The following is a 22,991-nucleotide window of genomic DNA, read 5'->3' on the forward strand; positions in this document are numbered from 1 at the left end:
ATTTCAGACTATACTTTTTCAATTGGTGCAAATTTCGCAAGTAAACGCTTGATGCCTGTTGGACTTGGGAAAGCAATATCGAGTTCCATTCCTTCACCCTCACCTTTAACACTTACTACTGTACCAATACCCCATTTTTTGTGTGACGCCTTATCTCCAGCAGCCCATGTTACTTTATCGCCACCAGATTCTTTATAATTCGTTGTTGTTTTTAATTTTGTTCCTGTATTCATTGGCTTGCGATAGCCAGATGACTGACGACGTGGTTCTCTTGAAGTTGCTTGATAACCGAAGCTTGTAGAAGCAATCTCCTCTAAAATCGCAGAATCAATCTCTTGAATAAAACGCGATGGACTATTAAAGCTACTACGTCCGAATAATGTACGTGTTTGCGCACATGTAATAATTAGCTGCTGCTCCGCTCGCGTAATGCCAAATGGTGATAGGTAACCCTTTGATATGATCTCCAGGTTTTCCCCCACCCCACACCGTGCTTGCGAGTTTCCCCGCACACGGCGCTCCATCTAATCATCAATAGTCAAATTCGCATTATTTTAATACTTCATAACCACATAATTTTCTATATTTGTTCAATTGTTTTAAATTAATATAGGCAGGTAAATCTTTTAACTTCAAATTCACATCATGTACGAATTTATGCGATGTTTTACTCAACATTATGAGATTACTATAATTATCCGTACCACCTAGACTTAACGGTATTTTATGATGTATATGAATTTCTTGTGGATCCATATATAGATATTCTTTATCTAAAATCGGATCTTTCTTTTGTTGATTCAAGAGACTTGGGATATAAATAATGTTACTACTATTTTTCCCTGTTTTTGTTCGATTTTCAAAGAAATAGTCCAACCATTCAAGTGCCTTATATCTCGTTTGATTCGGTTCCCATAGTTTGTGTACTTCATACATATAATCTGCTGTACTTTTCACACTATGTTGTCTCATTTCCCACAGATTAAGTAGTTGTCCATTTATGATAAAGCTAACATGAGGATTTCGAACTTTATCAATTTTTACTTTTTGTCGACTTCTACACATCTTTTTTATAAGCAATAAATGTATTCTACTTATTAGCCATGTTAAATTCGTACAGATATTGTAATAATTAAATATTCCTCTTATATATACGATGAAGTAATCCAAATTGCCTTTCCATAAACACCATTCAAGCCTAAGTTTAGTTTCTCTCCAAAGTTTCTTTTGGTCTTTTACCGAAATGATAAATGAATTTTGTTTGGTACTGTATGTTTTTCGATATTTATATCCTAAGAACTTCAGTTGTGCATCACCATGAATTGGTATTAACTTTGTTTTATCACGATTTATTTCTAATTCGTTTTCTTTACACCAATCTTCTAGCATCATTATTGCATCGTATATATCATATTTCCCTTTGCTAATTAATACAAAGTCATCTGCGTATCGAATAATTTTTACTACTCTACGATGTTTCAACCAATTAAAGTAAAATTCACGTCCACGTTTGTAATTTTTACCATGGTTTTTATGAATATTGGGGTTTTGGATAATTTGACGACCATTTTCTCGCTCAAAATCATTTATTTTATGAAGGCGAAGCTCAAAATCATGAAACATAACGTTGGCGAGTATTGGTCCTAAAATTGTTCCTTGTCTTAATCCAACTCCATTATATTTTTCTTTTGGTTGTATCAGGTCAATCCACATTAATCGCTTTATACATTTTAGAAATGCTAAGTCATGTATATTGTGGTTTAACTTTAACTTATCAAGTACTTTATCAATTTTTACAGTATCAAAGTATTCTTTCAAGTCGCAATCGTATATATGACCTTCATTATTATATTGTAAAGTAGTTGCGATATAGGACATACACTCTTGAGCATTACGATTTTTCCTAAATCCAAAACTTTCAGGATTAAATTGTGCTTCAAGAATAGGTTCAAGGATATTTTTAACACATTGTTGTGCAATCCTATCATATAAATTGGTTATGCCTAAAGATCGCATTTTTCCATTGCTTTTCGGTATCATTACATTTCTTGCTTTACCTCGTTTTGAACCAAATAATCGATTTTTGATTTCCTTTATAACATCTTCAATATCTAATTTCATAATGTCATTAAAGGTTATACCATCTGGACCTGCTGTTTTCTTGCCTTTATTACTACCTATAATTTTAATTGAACAAATAATATTTCTTTCATCAATGACATATTGCCACAAGTGGTTAAATCGTGTTTTAGTTAATGCTTTATCAAATAATATTTGTTCGACATCATTAATACCATATCGCCAAATATCCTTGTCTTTGACCTTCATATTCATCGCCTTCTTTCCACATGGGATAGCGATTACTATTGATGTTAGACTTGGGGCCTTCCCTCCACTTCCATTACAGAAGCTTCTGCAGTACTATGCCCCTACTGACTCCCCTATTCATGCTCTTTCATGCAATTTGCAATCCCCAAGCAATTACTAAACGTTAGGGGTCTCAAACGTTCCGATATTATTAGGTGTATAACTGTACTTAGGTTCCACCTTTATCCCGACTATATCTTTCCAGTAGAACAACCCGTTAGTTCTATCCATCAGAATTCCATACGATAAATCTTTTGGAATATAGTTAATTAGACAATATTTCTATCGCCCGCTCTACGAGACGTACATTCAGTGGTTCGTCATTAGCTATCTAAATCCTAACCATATACAGTTCCCAGCCCGCACCATGTTCACAGTATGTTTAACCTTTCCTCAGCTTGACCTGTTAGGGCTACTTAATGCGTCTTCACCCAACTTCACACAATCTGTTACCAGTATTGCATGTGGGAGTATTAGCTTCCATCTAGTCACGGAGATTATTTGGGTTCTCCGCCGTGGTGTCATAATATCAGTTGTTGCTAGTAAAATTTTTACTAACCCTGCCAATCCTTCACGATTTACGCGATTTCTGACAAACGTTTCATACCATAAGCCAAGCGTCTTTCCTCTTCCATCTCATCGTCATCTTGTAATGAACGTGAGTGTGGGAAGACATTCTCTTCCATACCGATAATGAAAACTACTGGGAACTCTAGACCTTTAGCTGAGTGCATCGTCATTAAGATGACACCTGTTCCTTGTTGTTCTTCTTCCTTACCTAGTGAATCAATATCTGCAATTAATGCGAGGTCTGTTAGGAATGCAACAAGTGATTTATCTTCACTTTGTTGTTCAAATGCTTGTGTTACCGATAAAAATTCATTGATGTTCTCTAAACGGCTTTGTGCTTCAATCGTCTTATCATTCTTTAACATCTCGCGATAACCCGAGCGCTCTAAAATTTCTTCAACTAATTCTGTGACAGACATATATTCTTGCATTTGCGTTAGATTTTGAATCATTGAGTGGAAATGAATCGCAGCATTTGTCGCCTTCCCTGATAGTCCCATAAAGTCGACTTCTGCTAGTGCATCGAAAATCGAACGATCTGCTTCTAATGCATTCACTGCAATACGGTCAAATGATGTCGCACCAATACCACGCTTTGGCTCATTAATAATACGCGCTAATGATAAGTCATCATCATTATTTGCAATAAGACGTAAATAAGCTAGTAAATCTTTAATCTCTTTACGATCATAGAATTTTGTACCGCCAACAATCGTATAGCTCATATTCGATTTTACAAGCATTTCTTCCATAACACGTGATTGTGCATTCGTACGATAAAGAATCGCAAAATCTTCTGGCTTACGATTATTCATAAGCATTTGCTCTTGAATCGTTTTGACAACGAACTGCGCTTCTGCTTTTTCATCATATGCGCGGAACACCGCAATTTTTTCGCCCTCTTCATTATCAGTTCGTAACTCTTTTTTTATGCGGCTTGTATTATTTTGAATCACATCATTTGCTGCTTTTAAAATCGTTTTAGTTGAACGATAATTTTGTTCTAACATAATTGTTCTAGCAGTTGAGTAGTCTTTTTCGAATGATAGGATATTTTGAATATCAGCTCCGCGCCAACGATAAATCGATTGGTCTGAGTCTCCTACCACACAAATATTTTCATGTTGTCTTGCTAATAACTTAACCAACGTATATTGTGTATGGTTCGTATCCTGATATTCGTCTACGTGGATATATTGGAAGCGTTGTTGATAATACTCAAGTACATCTGGTACTTCTTTAAATAATCGAATGGTCATCATAATTAAATCATCGAAATCCAGTGATTGATTTTTGCGTAGACGATGTTGATAGTTCTCATATACTTTCGCTACAGCTTGGTCGTATGGATTATTTGCGTCAGCTTGTTGTGAAAAATCACTTGATGTAATGCCTTCATTCTTTGCTGAGCTAATCGCATTTAAAAGTGAACGTGGCTCATGTTGTTTCGGGTCCATATTCAATTCTTTTAATGCGTTTTTAATAACAGAAAGTTGATCTGTTGTATCTAAAATCGAAAAGTTTTTATTATAACCAATTCGATCAATATCACGACGTAAAATACGTACACACATCGAGTGGAAAGTTGAAACCCACATGCGATCGCCTGTACCGTTACCTAAAATACCATCAATTCGTTCGCGCATTTCACGTGCTGCTTTATTCGTAAATGTGATAGCTAAAATATTTGACGGTTTAATCATCTTTTCAATTACCAAGTAAGCAATACGATGTGTTAATACACGCGTCTTACCAGAACCGGCTCCCGCCATGATTAGTAAAGGTCCTTCTGTAGCTTGAACAGCTTCAGCTTGTTGTTCGTTCATACCTTTTAATAAATTTTTTGTTAGTTGATTCATCATGCACCATCCTTCTACAAACATTTGTTCTTAAATTATATCGTACCTTTTACGGCTTTAACAGTTTTTAAAGCCTTTTTTAAATCTGTATAAATAATATTCCCTACAACGACTGTATCTGCAAATTGCGCCATCTTTTGTGCTTGTTCTGGCTCCGAAATGCCACCACCATAAAACAGTTGTGTCTGTTCTAATTCATGGGATACAGCTTCTACTACTTCCTCTGAGCCATACATACCGCTATATTCTAAATAAAGAATTGGTAATTTAAAATAATGTTCTGCCATACGTGCATAGGCTACAACATCTTCGAGTGATAAGTCTGTTTTTGCAGTTGTTAAGGTTGCTGCTTTACAGTCTGGATTCAAAATAACATAGCCCTCAGCAACAAGTTCATCCCAGTTCATCAGCTCACCAAACTCTTTAATAGCCTCATGATGTAAATCTTTCACCCACTCTGTTTTTGTACTATTAAGTACCGTTGGAATGAAGAAATAATCGTAACCTGGTGTGACCGATTCAATTGTAGAAACTTCTAAAATAACAGGTACTGAATAACGACGTACACGCGCGAGTAAGTCCAGTACACCATCCTCTGTTACATCATCTGAGCCGCCTACCAAAATACCATCTGTACCTGATTCACAAATTTTTTCTAAATGTTCATCTGAAATTTCTTTCGCAGGATCCAATTTAAAAACATGCTGCCAACTTTTAAATTCCATGACCTTACCACCTATTCTCTCTATTCTTATCATTAGTATACTAAAACTCACATGAAAATGAAGGGATTCAATAAAAATGAGAAATCGCTCGAAACTGCGATTTCTCATTTTGTCTTGTCAAAACACATCTTCATATTGTTTTAACATTTTCTGTTCTTTTCAAGCTGAAAGCCTATTTACGAGATGCGTCAAATGGTTGTTCATCTGGATATAAACGTCCAAGCATCTCATCATACGTATCATTTCCATAGTCGAAACAACGACGTACGCGTGAAATTGTTGCTGTAGATGCGCCTGTTTCGTTTTTGATTGTTTCATATGTTTTTTTCAAGCGTAATAAGTGCGCTACTTCAAAACGTTGCGCAAGTGATTGAATCTCACTCATTGTGCATAAATCATCAAAAAACTTATAGCACTCGTCTAAATCTTTTAGTTCTAATACAGCTTTAAATAATTGGTCTGTTTGATGACCCTTAATTTTTTCAATTTGCATCGTAAACGAAGGCCCCCTTCCACTTCTATTCTATAATTGCATCGTTTTCTTTACAATTCTATTTTAACACCAGAACTGCTTAGAAAAAAGTATTAACACTTTCATTCTGTAAATCATTAAAGTATTTTATCGCATTACAGATGGGAAGAGTACGCGTTTTTTCAAAACGTCGAAAATACCGCGTTGTGTTACACGAATATATGGTAAATGTGTTGATTGTAAAAATAACAGTGTATAGATGGCATCACCATGATGGAAACCACGCTCTTTTAACGCTTCTTTTAGTGCTTTTTCTTGTTCAATAATTTCTTCAACTGGTTGTTTTGACACATATCCACCCATTGTTAGTGGGATAGAAGCTAGCACTTTATGATCATCAATTAAGACGATTCCGCCACCCATTTTTTTCATTTCGTTGAAAGCTTGGTGCATCGCATGAATATCTTTACCAATTAAAATAATATCGCCCGTACAAGAGTACGACGTCGCAAAGCCTTGTAATGAGCTAGCAAAACCTTTAATAAGTGTATTTACACGCCATTTACCTTCTCGGTCAACAAGCATTAAATAACATTCATCATGGTCGTAACTTAATGTACCTTCATTAGTATGCAAGTTCGTGCTATACAACTTCGTAATGACATCGTTCACCATCTCAATTCCAAATGGCATTGAGAATTGGAAGTCGTCATCTGTCAATTCAACTGGCATTGAAAACTTATTAAAATCGCCCCAATCAATATCTTCCATTGTATGAACGCGTTCATTTGAGCGCTTCAGCCATACACCTTTTGATAATACATCTGTTGGTGTTGGATGGTATTCATCTTCTAAAATATTTAATGTAGCAAAGCGACCTGTCGCAATTAGACCATGTGAATGTGTCACATCGTAGTAGTTCGCAATATTATAAGATGCCATTTGATATGCATCAATTGGTTCTACGCCTGCATCGAGTGCCACTTGAATACATTGATCCATCAAGCCTTTTTCATAAAAGCTTGGTGTTGCACCGTCTGTTGTCATCATTAAGTGTTCAAAAATTTTCAGTTTTCGTTCCACAATTCCCTTTAATAAATCAGGAAGATCTGGACGAATCGATGAATAACGTAATGTCACTGCATAGCCATGAAGAATACGTTCTTCTACTTCTTCTACTGTCATCGCTTCATGGTCACCATCTGCACCGAATAATTTTAAACGAGCTAATGTACGTGAAGAAGCACCTGGTAGATGTGTTTCAATCTTTTTATGATGCGCACGCGTTCCTTGTAGCCAGTATAATAGTTGGTCATCTCCAGCTAGTAATCGTGGCCAAGCTGTTAATTCGCCGCCCATCAATACATCTTGACGCTCTCCCCATTCCATTAATGAAGCTGACGTAAAGAGATTGTGTTCACGTAGCAATTCTGTTTGTGAATCGTAACGCATCCACCAATAAAAGTGGAATGGTCGTTCTTTTAATGCATCCATAATACGAAATGCTTCTTCATTTTTTAATGATAAAAATAATGTTAAATTATCTGAAAGAAATGTCGTTGTTCCTGTCTGTCCTGCATAGTCTGCTAATGTTAATGGGTTATAGAGTTGATATGGATGAACATGTGGCTCAATGTAACCCGGTACAACTGTTTTACCTGCTGCATCCACGATTTCTGTGCCTTCCATCTTCGGTGGCATTTTAGGTCCTGCATATACAATACGCTCTCCTAAAATCCAAATGTTTCCCTCTACCCAATCTTTATAAATACTGTGCAAATAGCGAGCATTCGTAATCACCATTGAAGGAGATTTCTTTCCATCAATGACTGCGACTTGTTCGCGTATGTCATGTATTTTCCAATTTATGTGCTTCATACCTTAAACATCTCCTCCTATAAGTCTGTTGCATTAATTTATGATGATTAATGAATACAACGCATGAGTGATAATATGCTATCACACTCGTCGTTCATGGAACAAGCTTAATTTAGAATGTACAAACTTTTGTTGAATTTCGAATCAATTTTCTATTTTATGCATATTCTATTTTATAACTTCGTCTATGAAAACGCTATCATTAACCTTTAAGTTGTAAAAATATTTACATAACTATACATTTTAGATTTAACAAGCGAAAAAATAAAGGTAGAAGATGAAGTCATCCTCTGCCTTTATTTAGATTATTTATTTTACAGCTGAAAAAGTTCGCCAACCGATATCTTTTCTAAAGAAGAAATGTTGCCAATCTTTCTGTGCTAATCCTGCATATACTTTTTCTTGTGCTTCTTTTAAGTTTCTGCCTGTCGATGTTACTAATAAGACACGACCACCGTTTCCGACAAAACCTTCTCCTGCTGCTTTTGTTCCTGCATGGAAGATATTATGTGTCTTCGCTAACTCCGTTAAGTTCGGCAGTGCATGTCCATTTTCAACAGATTGCGGATAACCTTCTGAAGCAATGACAACACCTAGAACCGATTCATCCGACCATTGTAAATCAAATGGAACACCCGCAAGTAGGGCATCCATAAATAAACCGAAATCAGAAGCCATACGTTGTAATACGACTTGTGCTTCTGGATCACCAAAGCGTGCATTAAACTCAATCACTTTTGGACCATTCTTCGTTAAAATTAATCCTGCATATAAAATACCTGTGAATGGTGTACCTTCTGCATCCATCGCTGCAACAGTCGGCTTCACAATCGTCTCAAATGCTTCATCAACAATTGACTGCGGAATTTGTGGAACGGGTGAATAAGCACCCATACCGCCTGTATTTGGCCCTTTGTCGCCGTCATATGCACGTTTATGATCTTGTGCAATTGCCATTGGGTAGATTTGTCCTGCATGAACGAATGACATGAACGAGAATTCTTCACCATCTAAAAATTCCTCAATAACAACACGAGAAGATGAATCACCAAAACGTTGGTTGCCAATCATATCTTCTACTGCTTCAATGGCTTCTTGTTCCGTCATCGCAACAATAACACCTTTACCTGCTGCTAAACCATCTGCTTTAATCACAATTGGTGCACCTTGTGCGCGAATATAAGCAACTGCCTCATCTACTTGTGAGAATGTTTCATATGCTGCTGTTGGAATTTCATATTTCTTCATTAAATCTTTCGCAAAGGATTTACTACCTTCTAATTGTGCTGCTTTTTTACGAGGACCGAATGCACGAAGACCTGCTTCTTCAAATGCGTCGACAATTCCTTCAGTTAAAGGTTGCTCAGGTCCAACAAATGTTAAACCGATTCCTTCTGTAATCGCAAAATTAATTAACTCATCAAAAGAAGACTGTGCGATTGGCACAATGGTTGCATCTTCTTTCATTCCGTCATTTCCTGGTGCGACAAAAACTTGCTCAACAGATGGTGCTTTTTTAAACTGTTTGACAATCGCGTGTTCACGACCGCCACTACCAATTACAAGAACTTTCATACTCCTTATTCCTCCTGTTAAAAATAGGGACTATCCAATATGATAGGACAGCCCCAATTTAATTTAGATTAATGTTTAAAGTGACGAACGCCTGTTAAAACCATTGTGATGCCTGCTTTATTCGCTGCATCAATTGATTCTTGGTCACGTTTTGAACCACCTGGGTGGATGATTGCCGTAATGCCTGCTTCAATAGCTGCTTCAACTGTATCTGGCATTGGGAAGAATGCATCAGATGCAAGTGCTGCACCCGCTGCTTTTTCACCGGCTTGTTCTAAAGCGATTTTTGCAGAACCTACACGATTCATTTGACCAGCGCCAATTCCAAGTGTCATTTGCTCATCTGTAATTACAATGGCATTCGACTTCACGTGTTTCACAACAGACCAGCCTAAGCGCATAGCCGCCCATTCTTCTTCTGTTGGTTGACGATCTGTTACAACTTGAATATCTGCTTCATCAAAACCATAGCGATCTGGCTCTTGTACTAATAGACCACCTTCTACAGATACTGTATTAAATGCATCTTGTGTATGTTGATCGAAAGAGATTGTTAGTAAACGAATATTCTTCTTCACTGTTAATAGTTCAATCGCTTCTTTTGAGAAAGAAGGTGCAATAATAATTTCTAAGAAAATAGAAGCTAATTGCTCTGCTGTTTTTGCATCAACCTCACGATTTAGCGCAACAATACCGCCGAAGATTGATGTTGCATCTGCTTCGTATGCTTTATTGAATGCTTCTGCAATCGTTTCACCTGTGCCAACGCCACATGGGTTCATGTGCTTCACCGCTACAGCTGCTGGTTGTTTAAATTCCTTGATGATTTGAAGTGCTGCATTTGCATCTTGAATATTGTTATATGATAATTCTTTACCATGTAATTGCTCTGCGTAAGCAACAGAGAAATCAGAAGCAAGACGTTTTTGATAGAACGCAGCTTTTTGATGTGGGTTCTCACCATAACGTAATGTTTGTTTTAATTCATAAGTTAAAGTCATTTGTTCTGGGAATTCTTCGCCTAATTCTGCTGATAAATAATTCGAAATATATGAATCATATGCTGCTGTATGACGGAATACTTTTGCTGCTAAACGACGACGTGTTTGTAAAGTTGTTTGACCTGCATCTTTTAATTCAGCTAAGACACCTTCATAGTCATTTGCATCAACAATTACTGTTACATATTGTTGGTTTTTTGCAGCTGAGCGTAGCATTGTTGGACCGCCAATATCGATGTTTTCAATTGCATCTTCGAATGTTACATCTGGTTTTGAAATTGTTTCAACAAATGGATATAAGTTGACACATACAATCTCAATCGGTTCAATACCATGTTCTTTCATTTGTGCTTGGTGTTCAGCGTCATCATATTTTGCAAGAAGTCCACCATGAATCATCGGATTTAATGTTTTTACACGTCCACCTAAGATTTCTGGGAATTTCGTTACTTCATCAACAGATGTCACAGGTACACCATTATCTTGAAGATGTTTTTTCGTACCGCCTGTTGATAATACTTCGTAGCCTAATGCTACAAGTTCTTTTGCAAATTCTAATACACCTGATTTATCCGAAACACTAATTAACGCTCTTTTTGTCACAATTTTTCCTCCTCAGATTTAAGCGGGAAATTCCCTCTATGTAAAGATTTAATGCCACAATTTTTGTAAAGCTGCTTTATACACATCATGCTCAACTGCATGAATTGCCGCTTCTGTTCGCTCTCTATCTCCATCAATCACATCAACAGCCTTTTGCATAATAATCGTGCCTGTATCCATTCCTTCATCTACATAATGAACCGTTACACCTGTCACTTTCACACCGTGATTGAGTGCTTGTCCAATTGCATCTTTCCCTGGGAAAGAAGGCAATAATGAAGGATGAATATTCACGATTCGTGAACGGTATGCGTCTAATAATGTTTCACCAATTAAACGCATATATCCCGCTAGTACAAGCCACTCCACTTCTTTTTCTTCTAATACTTCTAAAATCGCTGCTTCATAAGCTTGTTTAGAAGAAAAATCTTTTGGACGAATGGCTAGTACTGAAATCCCCTTTGTTTTTGCACGTTCGATCACGTACGCATCTGGTTGATCTGTTACAACTAAACGAATCGTTGCTTGCAGTTCCCCTTGTTCAATTGCTTCAGCAATGGCTTGAAAATTCGAACCACTACCTGAAGCAAATACTGCAATGGACTTTTTAGTCATTACACTAAACTCCCATCATGCTCACCGTTGAATCGCACACCTTCACCAGCAACCACACGACCAATTGTGTAAGCTTTTTCGTCATGTTTTTCGACTAACTCAATGACTTTTTCAGCTTGTGCTGCTGGAACAGCTAAGACAAAACCGATTCCCATGTTGAACACATTATATAAATCTTTTTGTTGTAACTGTCCTTGTTCTGCTAGTAAATCAAAGATTGGTAGAACTGGCCAAGTGCCTAAATCAACTTCCGTTGCTAAACCTGCTGGCATCATACGTGGTAAGTTCTCATAGAAACCACCGCCTGTAATATGTGCCATACCATGTACATCCACTTCTTTTAATACATCTAGTACCGGTTTTGCATATAATTTTGTCGGCGTTAATAATGCCTCACCAATTGGACCAAGTTGCTCGTAACCTGCTACAACTGTATCTGGTGTGAAGCCTGCATCTGCAAACATGATTTTACGAACAAGTGAATAACCGTTTGAGTGAACACCACTTGAAGCAATCCCTACAAGTACGTCACCTTCTTGGATTTTTTCACCTGTTACAATATTTGCTTTTTCAGCTGCACCTACTGCAAATCCAGCTAAATCATATTCATCTGCTTCATATAGACCAGGCATCTCTGCTGTTTCGCCCCCGATTAATGCAGCCCCTGATTGTACACAACCATCTGCTACACCTTTAACGATTTGCTCGATTTTTTCTGGTACTGCTTTACCTACTGCTACATAATCTAAGAAATAAAGTGGTTCTGCGCCTTGTGCGACAATATCATTTACACACATCGCAACACAGTCAATTCCGATTGTGTCGTGCTTATCCACCATAAATGCTAATTTTAATTTTGTTCCTACACCATCTGTACCTGAAATTAATACAGGTTCTTTTAAATTCAGTTCAGATAAATCGAACATACCACCAAAACCACCGAATGTACCCATGATGCCTTTTCTTGCTGTGCGTTCTACATGTGATTTCATACGTTGTACAGCTTCATAACCTGCTTCAATATTTACGCCTGCTTGTTCATATGCTTTTGACAAGATCTTGGCCTCCTAGACTAATAATTCTTTTTCGTGCGGTAAAATCGTATCTGGGAAAATTTCTGTTGGATACTTACTTGTGAAACAAGCTAAGCAAAGTCCTTTATTCTCCCCTTCATATGGACGGTCAATCGATTCAACCATGCCCTCTACTGATAAAAATGTTAAGGAATCTGCACCAATCGCTTCACACATCTCATCCACTGAATGACTTGAAGCAATCAATTCTTCATGTGTTGATGTATCAATACCGTAATAACATGGATCTGTCATTGGTGGTGAGCTGATGACAACATGTACCTCTGCTGCGCCAGCTTCTTTTAACATTTTGACAATACGACGTGATGTTGTACCACGTACAATCGAATCGTCTACCATGATGACACGTTTGCCTTTTACTACTTGAACAACTGGTGATAATTTCATCTTCACACCACGTTCACGTAATTCTTGTGTTGGTTGAATGAATGTACGACCAACATAACGGTTTTTAATTAAACCTAATTCATAAGGAATACCACTTTCTTCTGCAAAACCAATCGCAGCAGAAATACTTGAATCAGGAACGCCTGTTACTACATCCGCTTCGATATGAGCGCATTCTTTTGCTAATTGTTTACCCATACGTTTACGTGCCATATGCACATTAATGCCATCAATATTCGAATCTGGTCGTGCTAAGTAGACATATTCCATCGCACACATCGCACGATTTTGAATTTCTGCAAAGCGAACTGATTGAACACCTTCATCATTGATGATCAGCATCTCACCTGGTTCCACTGAACGAACTGTTTCAGCACCGATTAAATCGAATGCACATGTTTCTGATGCTACGACATAAGCCTCGCCTAGCTTACCTAATGAAAGTGGGCGTAAACCATTACGGTCACGCGCTACAATCATTTCGTCTTTCGTCATCACTAAGAATGAATAAGCGCCTTCTAATAACGTCAATGCATTTTTAACTTTTTCGCTGAATGTTGCATGTGTACTCTTTTTAATTAAATGCGCTAATACTTCCGTATCTGAACTTGAATGAAAAATACTACCTTGTCGCTCTAAATATTTTTTCAAGCGATTCGCATTTACTAAGTTACCATTATGCGCAATCGATAAACTACCTGTAGATGAGTGGAAAAGAAGGGGTTGAACATTTTCAATCCCCGCCCCTCCTGCTGTTGTATAGCGAACATGTGCAATCGCTGCTTTACCATCTACAGACTTTAACTTTTCTTCATTGAATACATCATTTACAAGTCCTTCGCCTTTAACTGCTTTTAGATGATGACCATCTGATACAACAATCCCAGCGCCTTCTTGACCACGATGTTGTAAAGCATGTAAACCATAGTAGCTTAGGTGCGCTGGACTTTGATTACCCCATATCCCAAAAACACCACATTCTTCATTTAAGCCTCTGATTTCAGCAAGCATGGTATTGCCCCTTTCCAAGCATCTTGGAATTCTGCTACAGTGCCTTCAATTAACGGTTGTTGTTCGGATGAATTGATGACAATGTTGGCTTCTTCTGTTACGACACCGATTTGTTTTGCATCTGTTACCACTTCTTCAAAACGAGCTGCAAATTCTGGTTTTACGGTTACAACAAAGCGCGATTGTGATTCACTGAATAGAGCAGTTGTTGCCGATCCTTCTAACGTTACATTCACACCTAAGTTTGTACCGAATGTTGTTTCTGCGATTGCCACAGCTAAACCACCTTCTGCTACATCATGCGCTGATGCAACAAGTCCTGCTTGGATTGCTTGTAGTAATGCTTTTTGGCGTGCTGCTTCTACTTCTAAATCAATTGATGGTGCTTGTCCGAAAATACGACCGTTCATTAATTTTTGTAATTCTGAACCACCGAATTCTGTTTTCGTGTCACCAATTACATAAACAAAGTCACCTGCATGCTTCACTTCTTGCGTTGTTGCGTGTTGTAAATCTTCTACTAAACCGACCATACCGATTGTCGGTGTTGGGTAGATGGCTTCATTACTACGTTCGTTATAAAGTGATACGTTACCGCCGATTACAGGAGATTCTAATGCTAGACATGCTGCTGCAATACCATCTGCTGATTTTTCGATTTGCCAGAAGATTTCAGGCTTTTCTGGGTTACCGAAGTTTAAGCAGTCTGTAATTGCTAATGGACGACCGCCTGAACATACGATATTACGTGCTGCTTCTGCAACTGCAATTTTACCGCCTGTTTCAGGGTCTAAGTAGATATAACGTGAGTTACAGTCAGTTGTCATTGCTAAACCTTTATTCGTACCACGTACGCGAATAATCGCTGCATCTGAACCTGGTTTTACAACAGTATTTGTTCTTACTTGATGGTCGTATTGTTCATAAACCCATTCTTTTGAAGCGATTGTTGCTTGTTGTAATAATGCGCTTAATGTCTCTTTATAATCTGTTACTTCTGGTTCTGCATTTTCGATTTGTTGGAACTCTGTATAGTAAGCTGGAACTGCTGAAGGTTTATGGTAAACAGGGGCATCTTCTGCTAATGCATCTGCTGGCACTTCTGCAACAATCTCACCTTTATGTTTTAAGCGGAACATTTTATCGTCTGTTACAACACCTACTGATACGGCATCTAATCCGTATTTTGCAAATAGATCAATGATTGGTTGTTCTTCACCTTTTTTCACAACGACTAACATACGCTCTTGAGATTCAGATAACATCATTTCATAAGCTGTCATACCTGTTTCACGTTGTGGAACAGCATCAAGATTCATCTCAATACCCATGCCTGCTTTAGAAGCCATTTCTGCTGCTGAAGAAGTTAAACCTGCTGCACCCATATCTTGAATACCAACTAATGATTCGAACTTCACAAGTTCTAAACAAGCTTCTAATAATAGTTTCTCCATGAATGGATCGCCTACTTGAACTGCTGGGCGCTTTTCTTCTGCATTCTCGTCTAATTCTTCTGAAGCGAATGTTGCACCATGAATACCGTCACGACCTGTTTTTGCACCTACATACATCACTGTGTTCCCAACACCAGAAGCAACACCTTTTTGAATGTCTTTATGATCGATTAAACCCACACACATCGCATTCACAAGTGGATTTCCTTCGTAGCAAGGGTCGAACTGAATTTCGCCACCTACTGTTGGAATACCGATACAGTTACCGTAACCAGCGATTCCTGCGACAACTTCTTCAAATAAGAATTTCACACGTTTTGAAGCATCTAACTCACCGAAACGAAGAGAGTTTAACATTGCTACTGGACGTGCACCCATTGAAAATACGTCACGAATGATTCCACCAACACCTGTTGCCGCACCTTGGTATGGTTCAATTGCTGAAGGGTGGTTATGTGATTCCATTTTAAATACAACCGCTTGTTCATCACCAATATCCACGATTCCGGCACCTTCACCAGGGCCTTGTAGTACGTGCTTTCCTTCTGTTGGGAATTTACGTAGAACTGGTTTTGAGTTTTTATATGAGCAGTGTTCTGACCACATAACAGAGAATAGACCTGTCTCTGTCCAATTCGGTGTGCGTCCTAAAATCGATTCCACTGACGCAAATTCTTCATCTGTTAACCCCATAGAAGCATATAATTTTTGCTCCTTAATTTGTTGTGCTGTTGGCTCAAGCTTGGTTGACATTTGATTCCCTCCACTGTTTTACAATTGATTTGAATAAAGTAAGACCTTGTGTATTCCCAAGTACTTCATCTGCTGCACGCTCTGGGTGTGGCATCATGCCTAAAACATTCCCACGTTCGTTCACAATACCTGCGATATCCGCTAAACTACCGTTTGGATTTTCTGATTCATATGTGAACACGATTTGATTGTTTTGTTGTAGTTGTTCCAATGTTTCTGCGTCACAGTAATAGTTTCCTTCACCATGTGCAATTGGAATTGTGATAACCTCATCTTTGTTGTACTGATTTGTAAATAACGTATCATTATTCACAACGCGTAAATTTACGTCCTTACAAATGAATTTTAAATTCTTATTACGTAATAATGCACCAGGTAGTAATCCTGCTTCCGTTAGAATTTGGAATCCATTACATACGCCTAATACTGGTTTTCCAGCTGCTGCTGCTTTCTTTACTTCTTCCATTACATTCGATTGGTTCGCCATTGCGCCACAACGTAAGTAATCACCGTAGGAGAATCCACCAGGTACTAAAATACCGTCATATGCACTTAAATCTGTTGCATCATGCCATACGTATTCCACTTCTTCGCCTAATACGTCTTTAATCGTATGATACATATCTAAGTCACAGTTTGAACCTGGGAATACAAGTACTGCGAATTTCATGTTAGTTGGCCTCCTCGACTTCATAACGATAGTCTTCAATCACTGTATTTGTTAGTAGTTTTTCACACATTTCTTTAATTAACGTATCCATGTCGCGCTCTTTTGGTTCGATTTGTAGCTCTAAATATTTACCGATTCGTACATCTACTACTTCCTCGTACCCCATGTTATGTAGGGAACCTTGTACTGCCGAGCCTTGTGGATCAAGAATGCTTTCACGAAGTGTTACATAAACTTTTACTTTTTTCATTTTGTAAATCCTCCTAGACGAGATAATATGATTTCGTATACTTCTGTTAAACTTCCTAAATTACGGCGAAACACGTCTTTATCTAAGTGTTGCTTTGTTTCTTCATCCCATAGACGACATGTATCTGGTGAAATTTCATCTGCTAATAGTACAGTGCCTTGTTCATCGCGACCAAATTCTAATTTAAAGTCAACGAGCGTTACACCGATTTCATGGAAAAATGGTTGTAACACAGCGTTTACTTCTAAGCCTTTTTGATAAAGTGTTTCCACTTCTTCTGGTGTTGCAATTTCTAAAATATCAATATGTTCTGTTGTAATGAACGGGTCTCCTAATGCATCATCTTTGTAGTAATACTCAACGATTGGACGTTTTAGTTTTGTACCTTCTTCAATTCCTAATCGCGTTGCTAAACTACCTGCTGCAATATTACGTACAACTAATTCAATTGGAATAATCTCAACTTTTTTCACCAATTGTTCTGTATCGGAAATTTGACGGATGAAGTGTGATGGAATACCTGCTGCATGAAGCTTTTCAAAAATAAGTGATGTAATCTTATTATTTAAAACACCTTTACCAGCAATTTCTTCTTTCTTTTCTCCGTTGAAAGCTGTTGCGCTATCCTTATAAGCTACAAACAATACATTTCCCTCATCTGTCGCATATAATCTTTTTGCTTTACCTTCATACAATAGTTGACCTTTTTCCACGTTCATTCCCCCGGTAAATAATTTTGAGTATTGTGTTTTTTTGAAATATTAAAACTTTTAAAAGTTCATCCATTCCTTTCTCATCAACGAATTGAATCGTTGATGAGATGGAATGAAATAGATTCTTTAGTTTAAGCCTAATCTTTCAAAAATCATGTCTACATTTTTCAAATGATAGTTATAATCGAAGCAGTCTTCAATTTCAGCAGGTGATAGTAATGAAGAAATTTTTTCATTCTCTTCTACTAACGGACGGAATTGAATTTGTTCATCCCAAGAACGAGCTGTTAATGGTTGAACTGTATCATATGCTTCTTCACGAGATAGACCTTTTTCAATTAACGCAAGTAACACACGTTGTGAGTAAATTAAACCAAATGTACGTGTCATGTTACGCTTCATGTTTTCTGGGAATACTGTTAAGTTTTTCACAATGTTACCAAAACGATTTAGCATATAGTTCAGTGCAATCGTTGTATCTGGAATAATGACACGTTCTGCTGATGAGTGTGAAATATCGCGTTCATGCCATAAAGGAACATTTTCAAATGCAGTTACCATATGACCACGTACTAAACGTGCCATACCAACCATATTTTCTGAACCGATTGGATTACGTTTATGTGGCATTGCTGAAGAACCTTTTTGTCCTTTTGCAAACCCTTCTTCCACTTCACGTGTTTCAGATTTTTGTAAGCCGCGAATTTCTGTTGCAAACTTCTCGATTGATGTTGCGATTAGTGCAAGCACTGAGAAATATTCTGCATGACGATCACGTTGTAATGTTTGTGTTGAAATCGGTGCAGGTGTTAAACCTAATTTTTCACATACATATGCTTCTACGAATGGATCGATATTTGCATACGTTCCAACTGCGCCTGAAATTTTACCTGCTTCAATCGTTTTAGCAGCTGCTTCAAAACGAACTTGGTTACGACGCATTTCTTCTAACCAAAGTGCTAGTTTTAAACCGAAAGTTGTTGGCTCTGCATGCACACCATGTGTACGTCCCATGCAAACCGTCATTTTATGTTCTTTTGCTTTTTCAGTGATAATATCAATAAAGTTTTGAATATCTTTACGGATAATATCGTTCGCTTGTTTAATTTGGTAAGAAAGAGCTGTATCAACGACATCTGTTGAAGTTAAACCGTAATGTACCCATTTACGTTCCTCACCTAATGTTTCTGATACTGCACGTGTAAATGCAACAACATCATGACGTGTTTCTTTTTCGATTTCTAAAATACGATCGATTTCAAACGATGCATTTTCGCGTAATTTTTGAACATCTTCTTTTGGAATAACCCCTAACTCTGCCCAAGCTTCACATGCTAGAATTTCTACTTCTAACCATGCTTGATAGCGATTTTCCTCTGTCCAGATAGCTCCCATTTCAGGTCGTGTATAACGTGCGATCATAAATAAAGTCTCCTTCTACTCTGCCCATATACCAGAGTTCTTGATTTCGTCTAGGGTATGATTTACATCATCCGTCATTATTGTAACATGACCCATCTTTCGATTGTTCTTTGCTTCTTGTTTTCCGTAAAGATGAATGGACCAATCAGGGTATTTTGAGATTGAATTCGTTACAGGTACGACATGTTGCCCTAAGATATTCACCATAATCGATGGACTCCATAATTTTGGTTTACGTAATGGCCAGCCACAAATGGCACGAATATGTTGATGGAACTGCGAAATATTACATGCTTCAATTGAATAATGACCTGAGTTATGAGGTCGTGGTGCTAATTCATTAATCAAAATTTCTCCTGACGCTAATACAAACATTTCAACAGCAAGTGTTCCTATTAAATTCAGTTCGTCTGCAATTTTCTCAGCAGCCTCTATGGCTAATTTTTCGGTACTTTGTGTAATACGTGCTGGCACGATTGTTTCATGTAGAATATGATTCACATGAATATTTTCACCAACTGGTAAGCAATATGTTTCACCATGTACATTACGTTGTACGATAACTGAAACCTCCATTTCAAATGGAATAAATGCTTCTGCCACACAAGCCGAATGTGTGAATAAATCTTTTGCTAGCGATAAATCTTCAGCTGTCTTTACAATTTGCTGGCCCTTACCGTCATAACCTCCGCGTGCTGTTTTCACAACACAAGGATAACCAACTTGCTCAATTTTCTGCTCTAACTCTTGAAAATTGCGAGCTGTAATATAAGGTGCTACTGGTGTTTCTGCATTCGTTAAGGCAGCTTTTTCTAAAATACGATCTTGCGTCGTTTGTACAAGTTCTGCCCCCTGTGGTACGTACGCAATCTCTGTTAATCTTTTTAATCCTGCATAATCAATATTCTCAAATTCATATGTAATCACATCACTGACTTCAGCTAACTCTTCTAAAGCAGCTTCATCATCATATGGTGCTACGATGCGAATATCAGCAATTTGACCACAAGGTGAGTCCATTGCGGGTTCTAATACCGCAATTTTAAATCCTGCTTCTTTTGCAGCAATGGCCATCATTCTTCCCAATTGTCCACCGCCAATGATGCCGATTGTTTGTCCTGGAAATATGATTTTACTCACTTAGGTCACCTGTGCTTTCTATTGCTTTCATTTTCATTGCTTGTCTTCTTGTTTCTAATTTTTCTGCGATTTCTACATCAGTAATTGATAGAATCTGCGCGGCGAGTAATCCTGCGTTCGTCGCACCTGCTTTACCAATTGCTACAGTTGCTACAGGTACGCCGCCTGGCATTTGTACAATTGATAATAATGAATCAAGTCCATTTAACGCACGTGACTGCACAGGTACACCAATAACTGGTAACGTCGTTTTTGCTGCAACCATTCCTGGTAGATGTGCGGCACCACCAGCACCTGCAATAATTACTTGAATTCCTCTTGCTCTTGCTTCTTCTGCATATTCAAACATTAAATCTGGCGTTCTATGTGCAGAAACAACTTTTTTCTCGTAATCTAACTCTAATTCTTCTAAAATATCGCAGGCATGTTTCATTGTTTCCCAATCGCTTGAACTGCCCATAATAACGCCAATTTTCGGATTCATTTTTTATACGCCCCTTTGAACAAATAAAAACCCCTAAAGTAACGCGCTCTCCACCATAGTCATATGACTACGTGCGAAAAGCAGCTACTTAAGGGGTTCAAATATACAAATGTTCGTATTTACAAAACATTTAAGCAATATTTGTAATATCCTAAAGTCTTGTTGCTTCCCGCATAGTCCGACATTACGGTGTCGGGTAGAGACACTAGAGCCAATTCTCTAGCATATATGTGGGATTTGTTGTTTTCATACACATTGTAACAACGCAAAGCAAACAAGTCAATAAACACGCGAACTATTTATGAAATAAATTATTTTATCGTTCGTGTTTTTACTCTTCTATTTTTAAGCCTTTAAACTGAATGAGCTGTCGAACAGGTACAGGTTCACCGTTTTGCATCTCAAATAACGGTTCTTCTCTACGTCCTACCGGCATATAGCCTTCTTGTCGCATACGCTCTAAGCACGCTTCAATTGTTTCTGTTTCCTGAACTTCATACCAAACTGTTTTCTTTCCCAAAGTGACACTTCCTTATATAATGTTTAAGTTTCTCCATTATATAAGACTTGGAATCTTTTGTGCAACCTTACTATCGATTGCTGCTTGTGCGACATCGTTTGTAACATCTGTTTCAAAAACATTTGGAATGACCATACCACGTTCAATTTGTTCAGCTGTAACTAATTCTGAAACGGCTTTTACAGCAGCCATCTTCATCTCATCATTAATATCTGTAGCTTGTACTGCTAGAGCACCTTTGAAGATACCTAGGAAAGCTAACATATTATTCACTTGGTTTGGATAGTCTGAGCGCCCTGTCGCAATCACGCGTACGCCCCACTCCATCGCATGTTCATATGTGATTTCAAGATTTGGATTCGCTAATGCAAAAACAATCGGATCTTGATTCATCGACTGAATCATTGCCTCCGTTAAAACATTTGCAACCGATACACTAATAAAGATATCTGCACCAACTAATTGCTGAAGTAATAAAGCTTTCCCCTCCATTACAGGCATTGCTGCTTTTGGACCTATATCTCCTAAACCAAGTACTGCTATACCATCTGATATAACACCAATTAAATCCCATTTCATCGTATAGTCATATACTTTTTTAGGATCTTATTGAATGGCTAAACATGATTCCTCTACTCCCGGTGAATACACCAAACTTAATTCTTTGGAAGACTTTACCTCAATTTTTGGTTGTAGCTTCATTTTACCTCTAAAATTCTCATGTAGTTCTAAAGACTCTCTGCTCACCTTTGCATTACTCATCTCAGTTTTCTCCTTCGCTCGAAAAAAACCGTATCTTCTCAAATGTTCATTATTTCCGTTTCATAGTTCCATATCATAGGCGATAGATTTCAAGCTTTCAAGAAAAAGGATATTTCGTTCACTATTTTGTAATATTTAACATTTGCTCAAATTTTCACAAACACTTTTCATGTGCTTTTCACTTTTGTGATTAAGTGAGCAAGCATTTTATATGTTTTTTTATTATATTTGTTAATTTTCAACATAATTTTGTGATTATTTTCACATATAAATAAATTAGGTATTATTACTTATTTTTATTTTTCACAAAATTTTGAAGAAAGCTAATTTAAAAATATTTGATTTTCATTTTTATTTCAGATATAATATGAAAATTTTTATTATCCGATATTTTCATGTTATTTCTAAAAGCTTTTACAAGCACTGTATGCGTTTTGAGTATTATTCTATAGGATTTTTACTATAAAAGATATAAAATGCATTACAACTTATATAAATAAGCTTTTAAACTACATCATATATATTAAAAGAACTTAAAAGAAAAGTATTTTAAACACAACTAATCCTGTATGGTTTTCTAAAAACCATACAGGATTATTTAGATCAATTTCCACTTTGAAAAACGAATAAAGAGATACAAGAGCAAACGCAACCTTTCTAAATGAA

Annotated in this window: 19 protein-coding genes, 2 pseudogenes and 1 riboswitch; all 21 genes and pseudogenes read right to left on the reverse strand. The window is 37.4% G+C overall.

Features of this window, described 5'->3' with window-relative positions; translation table 11 throughout:
• Window positions 1-8: 8 nt before the first annotated feature.
• Window positions 9-446 (reverse strand): annotated as a pseudogene (locus KGI01_RS13860) (ATP-dependent DNA helicase PcrA); the annotation flags it as partial.
• A gap of 103 nt (window positions 447-549) precedes the next feature.
• Window positions 550-2,328 (reverse strand): reverse transcriptase domain-containing protein, encoded by a 1,779-nt coding sequence (locus KGI01_RS08225; RefSeq protein ID WP_170214759.1) that lies wholly within the window; start codon window positions 2,326-2,328, stop codon window positions 550-552.
• Between the two features lie 626 nt (window positions 2,329-2,954).
• Window positions 2,955-4,796, reverse strand: a pseudogene (pcrA, locus tag KGI01_RS08230) (DNA helicase PcrA); the annotation flags it as partial.
• Between the two features lie 35 nt (window positions 4,797-4,831).
• The gene (pcrB, locus tag KGI01_RS08235; RefSeq protein WP_141274297.1) at window positions 4,832-5,521 is read right to left on the reverse strand and encodes a heptaprenylglyceryl phosphate synthase; all 690 of its coding nucleotides are present in this window, start codon (window positions 5,519-5,521) and stop codon (window positions 4,832-4,834) included.
• A gap of 172 nt (window positions 5,522-5,693) precedes the next feature.
• Entirely contained in the window at window positions 5,694-6,014 is a 321-nt protein-coding gene (locus KGI01_RS08240; protein WP_068450765.1) for a YerC/YecD family TrpR-related protein, read from the reverse strand.
• A 126-nt stretch (window positions 6,015-6,140) separates the two neighbouring features.
• A complete protein-coding gene (locus tag KGI01_RS08245; RefSeq protein WP_141274298.1) occupies window positions 6,141-7,871 on the reverse strand; it encodes an adenine deaminase C-terminal domain-containing protein in 1,731 nt (576 codons plus the stop codon).
• Window positions 7,872-8,180: 309 nt separating this feature from the next.
• Window positions 8,181-9,446 (reverse strand): phosphoribosylamine--glycine ligase, encoded by a 1,266-nt coding sequence (purD, locus tag KGI01_RS08250; protein ID WP_141274299.1) that lies wholly within the window; start codon window positions 9,444-9,446, stop codon window positions 8,181-8,183.
• A 68-nt stretch (window positions 9,447-9,514) separates the two neighbouring features.
• Complete coding sequence (purH, locus tag KGI01_RS08255; protein ID WP_068450758.1) at window positions 9,515-11,050, reverse strand: bifunctional phosphoribosylaminoimidazolecarboxamide formyltransferase/IMP cyclohydrolase; 1,536 nt, start codon at window positions 11,048-11,050, stop codon at window positions 9,515-9,517.
• Window positions 11,051-11,098: 48 nt separating this feature from the next.
• The gene (gene purN / locus KGI01_RS08260; protein ID WP_141274300.1) at window positions 11,099-11,665 is read right to left on the reverse strand and encodes a phosphoribosylglycinamide formyltransferase; all 567 of its coding nucleotides are present in this window, start codon (window positions 11,663-11,665) and stop codon (window positions 11,099-11,101) included.
• A complete protein-coding gene (gene purM / locus KGI01_RS08265) occupies window positions 11,665-12,720 on the reverse strand; it encodes a phosphoribosylformylglycinamidine cyclo-ligase (RefSeq protein ID WP_141274301.1) in 1,056 nt (351 codons plus the stop codon). The genes purN and purM overlap by 1 nt, the downstream gene beginning before the upstream one ends.
• 12 nt (window positions 12,721-12,732) lie before the next feature.
• Window positions 12,733-14,157 carry an amidophosphoribosyltransferase gene (gene purF / locus KGI01_RS08270; RefSeq protein WP_068450751.1) on the reverse strand — a complete coding sequence of 475 codons (1,425 nt, stop codon included), beginning with the start codon at window positions 14,155-14,157 and terminating at the stop codon, window positions 12,733-12,735.
• Window positions 14,133-16,364, reverse strand: a complete 2,232-nt coding sequence (purL, locus tag KGI01_RS08275) for a phosphoribosylformylglycinamidine synthase subunit PurL (RefSeq protein ID WP_141274302.1) — start codon at window positions 16,362-16,364, stop codon at window positions 14,133-14,135. The genes purF and purL overlap by 25 nt, the downstream gene beginning before the upstream one ends.
• Window positions 16,348-17,034, reverse strand: a complete 687-nt coding sequence (gene purQ / locus KGI01_RS08280) for a phosphoribosylformylglycinamidine synthase subunit PurQ (protein WP_141274303.1) — start codon at window positions 17,032-17,034, stop codon at window positions 16,348-16,350. The genes purL and purQ overlap by 17 nt, the downstream gene beginning before the upstream one ends.
• A gap of 1 nt (window position 17,035) precedes the next feature.
• Window positions 17,036-17,284, reverse strand: a complete 249-nt coding sequence (purS, locus tag KGI01_RS08285; RefSeq protein ID WP_141274304.1) for a phosphoribosylformylglycinamidine synthase subunit PurS — start codon at window positions 17,282-17,284, stop codon at window positions 17,036-17,038.
• Window positions 17,281-17,997, reverse strand: a complete 717-nt coding sequence (gene purC, locus KGI01_RS08290; protein WP_141274305.1) for a phosphoribosylaminoimidazolesuccinocarboxamide synthase — start codon at window positions 17,995-17,997, stop codon at window positions 17,281-17,283. Before purC ends, purS begins: the two co-directional genes overlap by 4 nt.
• 126 nt (window positions 17,998-18,123) lie before the next feature.
• Window positions 18,124-19,419 (reverse strand): adenylosuccinate lyase, encoded by a 1,296-nt coding sequence (purB, locus tag KGI01_RS08295; RefSeq protein ID WP_068450740.1) that lies wholly within the window; start codon window positions 19,417-19,419, stop codon window positions 18,124-18,126.
• Between the two features lie 15 nt (window positions 19,420-19,434).
• Window positions 19,435-20,559, reverse strand: a complete 1,125-nt coding sequence (gene purK, locus KGI01_RS08300; RefSeq protein WP_141274306.1) for a 5-(carboxyamino)imidazole ribonucleotide synthase — start codon at window positions 20,557-20,559, stop codon at window positions 19,435-19,437.
• A complete protein-coding gene (purE, locus tag KGI01_RS08305; protein ID WP_068450736.1) occupies window positions 20,552-21,043 on the reverse strand; it encodes a 5-(carboxyamino)imidazole ribonucleotide mutase in 492 nt (163 codons plus the stop codon). Before purE ends, purK begins: the two co-directional genes overlap by 8 nt.
• A gap of 154 nt (window positions 21,044-21,197) precedes the next feature.
• Window positions 21,198-21,295: riboswitch (purine riboswitch) on the reverse strand.
• 79 nt (window positions 21,296-21,374) lie between these two features.
• The gene (locus KGI01_RS08310) at window positions 21,375-21,563 is read right to left on the reverse strand and encodes an NETI motif-containing protein (RefSeq protein WP_087682262.1); all 189 of its coding nucleotides are present in this window, start codon (window positions 21,561-21,563) and stop codon (window positions 21,375-21,377) included.
• Between the two features lie 36 nt (window positions 21,564-21,599).
• On the reverse strand, window positions 21,600-22,142 hold the full coding sequence (locus KGI01_RS08315; RefSeq protein ID WP_373863128.1) for a malic enzyme-like NAD(P)-binding protein: 543 nt from the start codon (window positions 22,140-22,142) through the stop codon (window positions 21,600-21,602).
• Between the two features lie 27 nt (window positions 22,143-22,169).
• Entirely contained in the window at window positions 22,170-22,325 is a 156-nt protein-coding gene (locus KGI01_RS14210; RefSeq protein ID WP_373863129.1) for a hypothetical protein, read from the reverse strand.
• Between the last annotated feature and the right edge of the window lie 666 nt (window positions 22,326-22,991).

The organism is Kurthia gibsonii (assembly GCF_006539985.1).
GTDB lineage: Bacteria > Bacillota > Bacilli > Bacillales_A > Planococcaceae > Kurthia > Kurthia gibsonii.